This is a genomic window from Streptomyces blattellae (assembly GCF_009709555.1).
GTDB classification, from domain to species: domain Bacteria; phylum Actinomycetota; class Actinomycetes; order Streptomycetales; family Streptomycetaceae; genus Streptomyces; species Streptomyces blattellae.
Genome location: NZ_WJBG01000125.1, coordinates 1 through 12,055 on the forward strand (window position 1 = coordinate 1; position 12,055 = coordinate 12,055).

The 12,055-nt window shown below is 63.3% G+C and carries 9 protein-coding genes and 2 pseudogenes; 7 read left to right on the forward strand and 4 right to left on the reverse strand.

Annotated features, from left to right (window positions below):
* On the reverse strand, positions 1 to 460 hold a 460-nt coding region (locus GFH49_RS11430; RefSeq protein ID WP_230396246.1), incomplete at its 3' end, for a transposase.
* Positions 461 to 616: 156 nt separating this feature from the next.
* Between GFH49_RS11430 and GFH49_RS11435 the strand changes: the two genes are divergently transcribed.
* Positions 617 to 862: a hypothetical protein gene (locus tag GFH49_RS11435; RefSeq protein ID WP_155055732.1), complete on the forward strand. Its 246-nt coding sequence runs from the start codon at positions 617 to 619 to the stop codon at positions 860 to 862.
* On the opposite strand, the gene GFH49_RS11440 is transcribed toward GFH49_RS11435, so the two are convergent.
* A complete protein-coding gene (locus tag GFH49_RS11440; RefSeq protein WP_230396245.1) occupies positions 859 to 3,072 on the reverse strand; it encodes an AbiJ-related protein in 2,214 nt (737 codons plus the stop codon). The genes GFH49_RS11435 and GFH49_RS11440 overlap by 4 nt on opposite strands.
* Positions 3,073 to 3,368: 296 nt before the next feature.
* On the opposite strand from GFH49_RS11440, the gene GFH49_RS40950 reads away from it, so the two are divergent.
* The 6 genes and pseudogenes from GFH49_RS40950 (at position 3,369) to GFH49_RS11465 (ending at position 10,586) form a co-directional block, all read left to right on the forward strand.
* Positions 3,369 to 3,500: a hypothetical protein gene (locus GFH49_RS40950; RefSeq protein ID WP_268867483.1), complete on the forward strand. Its 132-nt coding sequence runs from the start codon at positions 3,369 to 3,371 to the stop codon at positions 3,498 to 3,500.
* A 45-nt stretch (positions 3,501 to 3,545) separates the two neighbouring features.
* A pseudogene (locus tag GFH49_RS11445) lies at positions 3,546 to 4,035 on the forward strand (UTRA domain-containing protein); the annotation flags it as partial.
* 59 nt (positions 4,036 to 4,094) lie between these two features.
* Positions 4,095 to 4,708, forward strand: a pseudogene (locus tag GFH49_RS11450) (YdcF family protein).
* 123 nt (positions 4,709 to 4,831) lie between these two features.
* Positions 4,832 to 5,596: a Hachiman antiphage defense system protein HamA gene (locus GFH49_RS11455; protein WP_196217941.1), complete on the forward strand. Its 765-nt coding sequence runs from the start codon at positions 4,832 to 4,834 to the stop codon at positions 5,594 to 5,596.
* A 124-nt stretch (positions 5,597 to 5,720) separates the two neighbouring features.
* Positions 5,721 to 9,125 carry a DEAD/DEAH box helicase gene (locus GFH49_RS11460; RefSeq protein WP_196217942.1) on the forward strand — a complete coding sequence of 1,135 codons (3,405 nt, stop codon included), beginning with the start codon at positions 5,721 to 5,723 and terminating at the stop codon, positions 9,123 to 9,125.
* 513 nt (positions 9,126 to 9,638) lie between these two features.
* The gene (locus GFH49_RS11465; RefSeq protein ID WP_155055736.1) at positions 9,639 to 10,586 is read left to right on the forward strand and encodes a DMT family transporter; all 948 of its coding nucleotides are present in this window, start codon (positions 9,639 to 9,641) and stop codon (positions 10,584 to 10,586) included.
* Between the two features lie 610 nt (positions 10,587 to 11,196).
* Here the strand turns inward: GFH49_RS11465 and relB are convergent.
* Both relB and GFH49_RS11475 read right to left on the reverse strand, forming a co-directional pair.
* Positions 11,197 to 11,520, reverse strand: a complete 324-nt coding sequence (relB, locus tag GFH49_RS11470) for a type II toxin-antitoxin system RelB family anti-toxin (protein ID WP_155055737.1) — start codon at positions 11,518 to 11,520, stop codon at positions 11,197 to 11,199.
* Complete coding sequence (locus GFH49_RS11475; protein ID WP_055626722.1) at positions 11,520 to 11,888, reverse strand: type II toxin-antitoxin system RelE/ParE family toxin; 369 nt, start codon at positions 11,886 to 11,888, stop codon at positions 11,520 to 11,522. The genes relB and GFH49_RS11475 overlap by 1 nt, the downstream gene beginning before the upstream one ends.
* Between the last annotated feature and the right edge of the window lie 167 nt (positions 11,889 to 12,055).

Below are 12,055 nucleotides of genomic sequence, written 5' to 3' on the forward strand. Positions count from 1 at the left end.
CACGGTCGAGGGGACGGTTCTGCCACTCGGCCATGCCCTCCATCACCTTGTCGGTAATGGTGGAGATGGTCTGCTTGGACACCTCGGCCCCGTAGACCTCGGCCAGGTGAGCGGCGATCTCGCCGTGCGTGAGCCCCTTCGCGGACAACGACAGCACCATCTCGTCGACCCCGGTCAGCCGCCGCTGCCGCTTCCTGACGATCTGCGGCTCGAACGTGCCCGCAGTGTCACGCGGCACCTTGACCTCGACCGGACCGACGTCGGTCAGCACAGTCTTGGCCCGGCCCCCGTTTCGGGAGTTGCCACTGCCCCGGCCGGCCGCATCGTGCTTCTCATAGCCGAGGTGATCGGCGATCTCACCTTCCAGCGCAGACTCCAGGACCCGCTTGGTCAGCTGCTGCAGCAGCCCACCCTGCCCGGTCAGCTGCAGTCCCTCCGACCGGGCCCGTTCCACCAGCATCGCGACCAGCTGCTCATCCGACACGGGGACGGACGGCCCGGACTGGGCACTCTCGACAGGTTGCACGGTCTCCAACTCCACGGCGGTATCAGTCACTTGACGTCTCTCCCATGATCGTCGGATCCGCCGTTAGATTTACACTCCCGGAACAGGAAGGTGATCGCGAAGGCGCCAAGGCGCTGTACGGGCAAGCCGCCGACGCGGGAGAATCCCACCGCCCTGTTCCGCCTCGCGCAGATGCACGAGGCGGCGGGAGACAGCGACGGCGCCGAGCGAGTTGCCCGGAAAGCCGCTGATGCCGGCCACGCCTGGCTTTTCGATTTCCCCGCACGATGGCCTCATGGACTGGACCCGGACGGCGTGATCACCATCCCCCGCCGGTTCTCCGACGAGCGGGACTAAGACGGTCGGGTTCCCAAGGCCGCACGAATGGCCTCGCGGATCCGAAGATCCACGATTCTGTCCTGCGCCAAGCCGGAGAAGTGCCGCGCAGAGCGCGGGTGATCACGCAGCACTGCGGCTACGAGTTGCGCTGCCTGGCCCGACAAAGAGCGGAGCCAGGGTGCGATTCGGTCCTGGGCACTCCACTGGTCCCACGCAGCGTCCCAGGTGCACATCGTGCGGGCGGACTCGTCGAGGAGGTCCCAGTCGTCCTTGGCTGCAGCGAAGTTCGCAACGGTGTGAAGCCAAACAGCGGCGCGGGCAGCCTCGGCGAACTGGACACGCCCTGTTCCTCGGCCAACGGCATGGTCGGCCAGAGCCTTGAAGATGCGTTCGCTCCCCTGAGGGTTACGGGACAGCCAGGGGCCCGCCTCTTCGGCAGGGAGCCCCGTCAGGGTGCGGACGTACAGCTCGTAGTTTTCAGGATGGTCTGCAATCAGTTCGAGCAGGGAAGCCACGGCTGCCGGATCACCGGCACGCGTCCGCTCCCATAGCCGCTTCGCTTGTTCGGTCGGAGGTTCCGCTGGTTCAGTGAGCTCGCGGTTGATCAGATCGCGGAGGTCCTGGATGCTCTGCGACCGCTGTTCGGGGTCGGGATGGGCAGCAATGCGGGTGACGTTCCTCCACGGGCCTGGGTCAGGCAGGAGCGGCACATTCATCTGCGGATACCTGCCTGTCAGCGCCCACGCAATGACGCGTCCGATGCCGTAGATGTCGGCGGCCGGCGTGGCTTCGTGTGCGTCAATGAAGAGTTCAGGCGCCGCGAAACCCTCCGTTCCGATCTCGAAACGGGTCCGCCCGGCCTTGGTGGTCTGACCTCTCGGCCGGCGGACGATTCCCCAGTCCCCAAGGGTCCATCGGCTGTCCAGCAGCAGGATGTTGGAGGGTTTGACGTCGCGGTGGAGCCAGTCGTGTGCGTGAGCGAGTTCTAGTACGTCCATCAGCGCCTCGACCAGGGCGCGCAGCTGTGCAGGGTCCTTGAGGTCGTCGCGTCGGTCCTCCGCGGTCGCCTGTGCCATCGGCATGACGAGCCACCCATCTTCTGGGTTGGAGTCGAGGATGGGCATGTAGTGAGGGTGTCGGCCAAGCAGTTGAGAGATCTCGATCTCTCGTCGCATCCGTGCGGCCGGCGTGTCCCGTTGCGAACTGCGGCGCTTGAAGGCGACCTCGGCCTCGGTCGGCTTGTGAACGGCCCGGAAGACCTGGGCCTGTCCACCCTCCTCCATGGGGAGTCGATCAAGGCGGTAGTCTTTCCGGTCGCCGCGGGCTCGAGCGCGCACCAGGTCGTACGGGTTCACAGCACCGTCCTTGGCCGCAGATGCGCGGTGGGGTGCCAGCGGGGAAGGATTTGGGATCATGGGGCGGGCCTGTACTGGAACGCGGCGCCCGCCGTAGATGGTGTAGCCGCTGATGGAGTCGACGGGTACGAGTGCATAACCGTCGCGGGCTAGCAGGCTGTTGAAGAGTTCCATCAGCTGTCGCAGCTCTTCTGCGTCAGTGCGCACGACGGGGTGGAGCATTTCGGCGAGGAAGCGCAGGAGGATGGCGTCCGGGCCGCGACTCAATCCGAACCGATCATCGGTGAAGACCCAGTCTTCCTCCCAGTCATAGTTGTTGACGCGGTGCTGGTAGATGTCGCCCTCGGCGGTTGTGAAGCGAGAGTCGTAGCTTGCGAACGCATCCAGGTCGAAGATGCGCCTGAGGAAGTCTGACTCTTCCAGCCTGCCGGACCAGTCGACGTTCTGAAGTCGAAGGGTGTCGAAGAGCCGCATACGGGTGACTTCGGTGATGCGGGCCCGCTTGCCCTCGACGGTGCGCACGTCGTCCGGCCGGAGGAGTGCCGGCGACTGCCCCGCCTCCAGCGCTTGCCGCCAGTTCACGTCTGGGTCGCGGAGTGCTGGCTTGACCAGAATCCGGTCGACATCTGGGCGACCGTTTTGACCGGCTACTTCTGCGATCGTCGGCAGTAGGTGGTCCAGGACCTCGTCGTCAAAGCTGGGGATGTCCACGGCGTCGATGAAGAAGACCGCGGCCCAGTAGTAGTCGTGCCAGTTGGTGGACGTCCTGTACCCGTCCTCTGTCTGCTCGAAATCCAGCTTCTCAACCGCGCGGAGCAACTCCGTCGCGCCGACATCCGAACGAGCAGAGAAGATCGCTGCAGCCTGCGCCAAGACGCGCTCCCCGAGCTGCTCCTGTCCACGATCCATGGTCTGTTGCCCCCCCCTCGCGCACACAGCCGGACACGGCCTGCGTCTGCGGCAACAGTGCCCAGCAGCACCGTCGCGGCCAGCCGTCGTCCTCCCCCTACAACAAGCCCTCCACTCAACGCGGAAGGACAGCTAGCTTAGTGACCTTCCCGAGGCAGGATTGCGAGAGTTCGTCTCCAACCCGTGTGCTCGCGCGAGGACACCCGCAGACACGTAGCACAACAGCGGAGTTGACCATGTGCTCCAAAAGCCTGCCGAGCGTGCGGGTCCGACGTTCCTCGCAGAACGGGGAGCAGCTGCTCGACCCGTCCCAGTGGTGGGCTGGCACCCCGGTGTGGGTGGTGTTCACTACGGGCGGCAGCTACATGGCGTTCCTGTCGGTGTCGAGATGAGTGCTGCATTGCGCCGAAGTGGTGGGAGCTGGCGGACCGACGACCGTGGCGTCCGGACGCACCTACAAGCGGAACGAACAGACGCAGACCGCCAACCGTGTTACGGCGCCGGCCGCTGCCGCTCAGGCGCACGGCCTGCCGGAAGGTGGGGAGGTCTACGCACGCGCGCGTGTTGTCAGGGAGGGCTCACAGCCGACGCACACGCTGACGAGCTACTACCGCCCTGAGCACGTGGAAGGAACGCGCATCGTCGACCCGACGCCAGGGCCCGCCGGCCGGGGTGGGGGTTCCGCGTCTTGTACGACGCCGGATACGAGATTGACCACGTGCAGGAGACACTGTTCGCGCGTGTCCCACTGCGGACGAAGTCCAGCTCCTCCAGCTCGCCCCTGGGGAATGGGTGGTAGAGCTGCACCGGACCACCTACACCGCCCATGGCACCGTGGTGGAGTTCGCGATCGGCGTTCACGCGGCGACGCGCTTCGCCTGGACGTATGACTTCAAGGTCCCTGACTCGGCGAAAGCGGAGGAGGAGAGCAAGCGATCTCAGCACAGGCATGGGCCGACGCTCAACGGCCATGGGACTTCCAGCAGATGGGGCACGACCTGCGCCCATGCTCTGTCGCGATCGGACTCGGCAGTCATGACCTCGGAGTCGCGGACACAACCGCCGATCTCTACCTGGGGCATGATGCCGCTGATCATCTTCACCGGGGCCACCAGCCGCACCACGCGCGACCGTATGCCACGTGGCGAGGCTGAGCACTATCGCGAGCGGGCGATGGAACTGGGGGTGCCGGGCGATGCCATCCTCGTTGAGCCGCGGGCCCGGAACACTGGAGAGAACATCCGCTTCTCTCGCGCCCTGCTTGAAGAGCGGCGGGTCGCCGTCTCGTGCGTCCTGCTGGTCAGCAAGCCGTACGAAGAACGACGGGCCTACGCGACCGCACGCAAGCTTTGGCCCGAAGTCGAGTGGGTCAGCACGTCCAACCCCATGCCTGGTCGACTACATCGACTCGATCGGCGATGCACGCCTCGTAGTTGACATGTTGACGGGCGCGCAACAGCGGCTCATGATCTACCCACAGCAAGGATTCATGCTCGAACAGCACGTTCCTGATGACGTGGCCGCAGCGTACGAACGCCTGCGCGATGCCGGGTTTACAAGCCGACTGGTGACAGACCCCGCAGAGCGGAAGCGTGCTTGACCCACTGCGCTCGCGATCGCGAGGATCGACCATGCCGGATTGCGGAGAGCGGTACGGCCGGTCCTCGGGGTGGACGGCACATCGGCTGCATGGAGACGGTGACCTATTGCGGGGGGCAATGAGGTGACGAGCTACAAGAAGTGGTGCAAACCCGCTAAGGTGACGTATGTCGAATCTCATGCAATCGACGTTCTTACGTCGGCTACGGATGAGGTTGGCATTACGTTGCTTGCAGCCTACCTTCCTAGTCGCTACGCCGAAACTAAATCGCTGACACGCATTGCGGAACGATTCGGCAAGGGCCAGGTAGCCAAGTTTCTGCAGAACAAGCTTCCAACCAAGCAAAGCGCAAGATCAGGCGATCTTGGCGAGATACTTGCTGCCGCATTTCTGGAGGAAGACTGCGGGTATGTCATCGGCCCTAGCCGGTTGATTCAGCGGGACCACCAGGAGTGGGCAATGCGCGGTGATGACGTGCTCGCTGCCAAACTGGACTCTTCGTCGAAGGTTCACCTAATCAAGGGTGAAGCGAAAAGCCGAGCTCAAGCTCGATCTGCCACGGTGGAAGAAGCCCGCGATGGTTTGCAGCGATCCGACGGGCTTCCATCCCCACATTCATTGACCCAGTTCGCAGAGCGTTTGCTGGGAACGGTCGATGATGAATTGGGGGAGAAAATCCTCACACTGCAGCTCGAAGACGGAATTCGACCTAAAATCGTTACGCACCTGATGTTCCTTTTTGCAGGGAACAATCCGACCAACCATGTCAACACTGATCTGACCGCATACGAGGGTGATATAGCGCAACGGGCAGTGATTCTTCAGGTGCAAGCGCACCAAGATTTTGTCCGTGCGGTCTACGAGAGGGTGATTGCGGATCGTGCGTGACCATCAATCCTTGTACCAAGCCTTGACCAGCGCCGTAGAACCGCGGTTCCGAGGTCGACTCGTCGCCAGAGGGCAGGCCCAGTCTATGATCCGTCGCGGTGGAACACTGCCCGACGGAGCGCCGTTGTTCGATAGCTCCCTGGACAACGACCTTCTCGGGTACGCGTACTCCCTGATCTCCACGAGCCTTCGAATCGCTGAACCTGTTGACCCGGACGAGGCAGATCAGGAAACGGTCGGCAGTTACGCAAGTCTCGCTCGCGAAGGCCTTATTCATGCCTCGTACGCGCTTGAGGCGGCAACCAGGAATGTATCGGAGAGTAGCGATACATCTTTCCACCGTTTGATCGCCGGCGCAGCAAGTCACCTGGCTGGATATGCTGCACGCGCCTACTCGCTCGTCCAAGGAAGTGTGCTGTCTGGCCGGCTGACGCCGATGGAACAGACGCTGGCAGACTTGATTATGCGCTCCCTCGATGCTATCGAGGAACGGACTCGACGTTTAAGGACTTCGCCCGACGTGACGGACGACGCCCTATTGGCGGCCTTCCTTGGCTCCAGTCGAGAATATCCTACTATTCATGAGGGGACTGGGAATCTAACAACCGACCGTGGCCCTATTGAATTGTTGCTCAGCGAGAACTACCTGTCGGCTGTCTCCGCTGCTCTATTTGCTTTGGCCCACGCTCAATCGGAACTAATGGCGACGGCGCTCGATGACCTACAAACAGGCGAGCGTGCGTCACATGATATAAGCGCTCCGGGACCATGGTGGGTCCATCGCCTCACACGGCGATTGCTCGATGACCTTGCGCACACCAGCATTGGTGCCAACATCCCTGACCAACCACCACCGGTAGGGATTGCGCATGTTCGAATTCCTGATGATCTACGCAAAGCCCGGTGGCGTTATCTGCGACGAACTTTCGTAGCCACCCTCTTTGCCCGCGGGCGCTCCGAGATTGACCTCTGGCCATCGCAACTACACGTTGTCGATCGAATTTTCGAGGGGAACGACGACCTTGTTGTTGCTCTCCCTACCAGTGCGGGCAAGACTCGGATCGCAGAGCTTTGCATTTTGTCCTGCCTAGCTCAAGAGCAGCGTGCCATCTACGTGGCTCCGCTGCGGGCACTGTCTGCCCAAACCGAACACGTGTTGGCGCGTACCTTTATGCCTCTCGGGATAAATGTCTCATCCCTCTACGGAAGCATGGGGGTAAGTGAGTTCGATGAGCATGCCCTCCGTGAGAGTCGCATCGTCGTAGCAACCCCGGAAAAACTTGACTTTGCTCTTAGATCGGACCCAAGCCTTCTCGATGACGTCGGCCTGGTAGTCCTCGACGAAGGACACATGATCGGGCCGTCCGAGCGTGAAGTTCGGTACGAAGCGCAGATCCAGCGTCTTTTGCGCCGCTCCGACGCGAACACGCGCAGGATCGTATGTCTCTCGGCTGTCTTCCCGTCAGGCGATGACCTCAATGACTTCGTTTCCTGGATAACCGACGACAATCCGCGGGGGCTCCACCGCGAGGAATGGCGCCCCACGCAGCAACGGTTTGGCTTAGTGGAATGGCGTCGAGACCACGCTCGCTTGTCGATCACATTGGGAGGTGACCGACCATTTATCCCCAAATATCTCGAAGCAAAAGCGCCGAATCGCCCTCGGAGAAAGTCATTTCCCGCTGATCAGCGGGAACTCGTCATCGCGGCCTCGTGGCGACTCGTTGAAGAAGGTCAAACCGTACTGATCTTCTGTCCGCAACGGAACTCAGTTGAGCCTTATGCGCGCGAGATCGTCAAGCTTCGAAAACAAGGTCTCATCGACTCCGTCCTCCCTCCTCAGGTCGACCTGGCGAGCGTTCTCTCGATTGGTGCCGAATGGTTCGGCGAAGATCACCCCATCTTGGAGTGCCTCAAATTGGGAGTGGCTATCCACCACGGCGCACTCCCCGCACCTTTCCGCCGTGAAGTTGAGCGTTTGCTTCACGAGGGAGTCGTCAGGGTCACGGTGGCCTCACCGACCCTCGCCCAAGGCTTGAACCTATCGGCATCTGTTGTGCTTTTCCACGGGCTTCGCCGCAGTGGGAACCTTCTTACCGGTGCCGAGTTCTCAAATGTCATCGGACGAGCTGGCCGCGCCTTCGTCGACAGCGAAGGGCTTGTGCTCTGTCCCATCTTCGACCCCAAGAACTCCAAACGACGTGATTGGAGGGAACTCACCAGCGGCGAGACCGGCAAGACCTTGCGGTCCGGACTGATCGAGGTGAGTCGTGCACTAATCCGACGCATCATTGAACATATCGATTCTAGTCAACTGTCGCAATTCCTCGCTTATCTCACTGGAGGCCCAGAATGGGCATTCCCGGTTGTTGCCGGCGAGACGCCGGAGGCCCAAGAGGCGGCAGAACAATCCTGGCGGTCAAACCTCGCGCTGCTCGACACAGGAATCTTGAGCGTCCTCGGGGAGGACGACTCCCATCCTGACCAGATCACGCAGCGGATCGTAGATACCCTCAGGGATTCCCTGTGGGACCGGCAAATCCAGCGCTTCGGCGAGGGGCCCGCTGCGGCTTTGCGTGAGGTAGTCGCCAACCGGACCCAGTTCATCTGGGCCACAAGCACACGAACGCAGCGTCGTGGATGGTACCTTGCAGGGCTCGGCGTAGACGCAGGACGAGAACTCGCCCAGGTTGCAGGGGACGTCGTTGAATTGATCGCCCAGGCCGAGGCCGCTATAGCTGGGGGAGATCACGAAACCGCGACAACTCGGATTGAGCAGATCGCGGAAACGCTCTTCTCCTTGCCTACGTTCCAGCCCGAGACGAAGATCAGGAACTGGCGAGAGGTTCTCGGACAGTGGGTGAATGGCCGACCCCTAGGAGACGTCGATGGGCCCGATCCTGATGACCGCATCGCCATCGCCCAGTTCATCGAATCGGACCTGATCTATCGACTGGTGTGGGGCGCTGAGGCGGCTCGTGTGTATGAGGACGCGCAAGGTAACCCCACTGCTGCCGCGCTCGAAGGATCAGTGCTAACCGCGATCGAGACTGGTACTTTTCTACAACCAGCATCAATCCTGATTCGCGCCGGCTTCGACCACCGAGTCGCCGCAATAGCTGCCATTGAGGAGACCGGTGCGACGTTCGCCTCAGTTCCAGCAATGTGGGCATGGATTGCTCGACTGGATCCTGAAATTGCCCGTTCACCGAACTGGCCGACCGCAGAGTCACGCGAAGCGTGGCTGCGCTTTGTAGAGAATGTATCGCGGACCCGTTATCGGGCATGGAGAAAAAGAGTCGAGCGGATTGATGAAGTCAGTTGGTCCGGCCCACCGCCATCAAAGCGTGCATGGCTTCGTGCAACCGCACACCGTAACGAGGTAAGACTCTGGTCGCCAGGTTTTGATTTTGTCGGACACGCCAATGTTTTGCTCAACTTGTCCATGGAAGGAATACTTCACGCGCGAAGGGTCAGCGACGGACTTGGCATCGAGCTGCACTATCGGGGGCCTGACGACCTTTTCTGAATGGGGCCGCTGTTATGTTCGGCCGCCGGGGCCGTCCGAGGGTGGTCGGCAACGACAGACAACAACGGCTTTTCTGCTGTCAGAGCGACTCCACGAACAAGACTCCGAGGTGGCGCCGTCGCATAATCACTTCTTCGACGTCTGACGGCACCGGTTGACGGCAACGTGCATGCACATCGCCGTACCCGATGGAACAGTCCGACACTCTGCTAGCGCGTGCGCGCCGGCCACGCCCGTGCCCGGAAGTGGCGGTCCGGCGTTCAAGGGCGGCACCAGCCGATGGTCCTGTTTGGCCGCAGTGGTGGTGTCTCCGCTGCTGGCGGTCGCAGCCCGTGGCCTGCTGCGACCGCACACGCAGCGGGCATCTCCGCTTGATCGCGCGTCCCCTGCGGGATACCGGACGGCCTTCTTCACGTCCATCTCGACGCAGACCCGGTTCACGCAACGCGGGCGGTCGATCCCTCGTCTGGCAGGGAGAACAGCCAGGAACCACCCCCCTGAACGGAGCGCTCGGTGCTCATAGGACTCCTGACCGCCGTTGCGGCCTCGATCTGTTACGGCACGGGCTCCGTCCTCCAGGCCGTCGGCTCCCGCAAGTCGGCCCGCCGCGAGGCGGCCGCCGCCGGGAACACCACCGGACAGGTCACCACGTATGGCGGCCCCAGTCTCTCCTCCACCGCCCAGGCCGCGATGACCTGGGAGTTCGTCGTCGGCACGATCCTGGACTTCGTCGGCTTCGGGCTCGGCGCGCTCGCCGCCCGTCTGCTGCCGCTGTTCCTCTCCCAGACGGTCATCAGCGCCAACCTCATCATCACGGCCGTCCTGAGCGTCAAGCTGCTCGGCATCCGGCTGACCCGGGCGGAGTGGACCTCGATCGCGGTCGTCTGCTCGGCGCTGGTGCTGCTCGCGAGCGCGGCGGGCCCTGAGGGCAGCGGGCACACGCCGATCACCACACACTGGTGGCTCCTCGCGATCTCACTGCTGCTGATGGCGGGCGGCACGGTCCTGGTCCGGCGGCTCGGCGCCCGGGCCGCGATCCTGGCCGGTCTGCTCTCCGGTCTCGGCTTCGGCGCCCTCGGCGTGGGCGTGCGAGTGCTGAACGGGGTCGATCCGTTCGACCTGGGCACGCTGCTCACCGACCCGGCCCTGTACGCCATTCTCGTCGCCGGAATCGGCGGCATGTACCTGCATACCGTCGCGCTGCAGATCGGCTCGGTGAACGGGGCGACGGCGGCGCTGGTGGTCGGCGAGACCGTGCTGCCCGGCATGATCGGCGTCTGGTGGCTGGGGGACGCCTCACGCCCCGGCTTCGCCTGGCTGGCGGTGACCGGCTTCGTCCTGGCGGTCTCGGGCGCGGTCGCGGTGGCCTGGTTCGGCGCGCCGGAGAACGCCGAGAAGGGCGTCCCGGCCCCGGCCGACACGCCCACCCAGAACCCGGAGCTTGCCCAAAACCGAGCCTGAGAGCGTCGGGGACTGGCGCGATGGCTGCCGCTCCGCGCCCAGTCCGCGCCGCTTCAAACCATACGTGCGGTTCTCCCGCATACGGCTTTCCGACATCGTTCACCGGCTGGCATGACTGTCGCCCTGCGCACGGCGTCGTCACGTTGTTGGGCATGTGGTCGCCTGAGAGAGCGTTAAGCCCCCTCCCTCCCGTTTCGTGATCACTCGCTCCCCCTCGGTGCCTGGGCCCGGACCGCCTCGGGCACCACCGGCGGCCACCATCTGTTGATCACACACATGCCCGAGTTCCTGTATTGCACCCTCCACGGTTCAGTGCGCTGAAATCACCAGCCAGTTGCCAGGACTGATCCCAGCGCGAGAGACGATGCGCACGGATTCAGCACACATGAGGCCGGGACACCCCGTGAAGACGTGAGAACTACGGAGGGGTGTTTGCCCAGGCCAGACGCCCGGTAGCCGGCGTTTCCGCAGGTCACAGCCCCGCCCAGGGAAAACTCCTAAAGCGGGTGTCGCAGGTTCGAATCCTGCCGGGGGCACAGAGAGAAAAGGCACCTACGGACTCTGGTAGGTGCCCAGGGGATACGTGGCCGACGCCCCGCCCGCCAGCGGCTCAAGCGGCGTGCGGGGTGAAGGTGACATGCGAGTCGCCTTCGTCGATGGTCAGGTTCAGCGTGCCCTCCAGGGCCTTGGCCAAGCGCCGCAGCAGCGGGAGAGTCGGCACGGTGTCGCCGCCCTCCATCCGGGAGACCTGGGGCTGCGTCATCCCGGCCCGCTCGGCCAGTTCCGCCTGGGACAGGCCGAGCTCGATCCGACGGTTGTAGACCGCCTGCCCGAGATCGCCGGCCAGCCGCGCGTCGACGTACTCCTGGTCGTACTCCACCGCCTCACCCTCAAGCTGCCGGGTCCGGCGCGTCCTCCACGTGCTGTGATTCATCAGCTCTCCTTGCGCCGCTCGTACGTGTGCTGGGCATGGCCGTGCTCGGCCTCGCAAACCTTCTGGGCCTGGTGCGCACGCTCGACTTCCGCCGCTTCACGCATCCTCGTCTTACGGAAGACCGTCAGCAGCACGATCCGTTGTCCTGGCGCGAGCCAGTACGGGATGCGTACGGCTTCGCCGTCCAACTCGAAGCGGAGTTCACGTAGCTTGCCGCCCAGGTGCCGTGAGTATGGCTCGCCGAGGGTCGTCGGCTCGTCCAGCAGTCGGTCCGTCTTGTCCTCGACCCGCCGGTAGAGGCGGAACGGAAGCAGCTCCAGCCAATCCCGTACCTCGGGTTCGATCTCGATCTCCCACCGCTCCGTCATGCAGTTAACGGTATATACCTCCAAATGCATAACGCAAGCCGCCACGGACCTCGGAGCCGCGCTGCCCCAGACTGGTCACGTCCCTTGTGATGCAACACCGTTGCGTTAGGGCTTGCCGGGAAACAAGCCGTGGCTTCGGGTCTTGGTCCTCGTTGTCGTGGTATGGG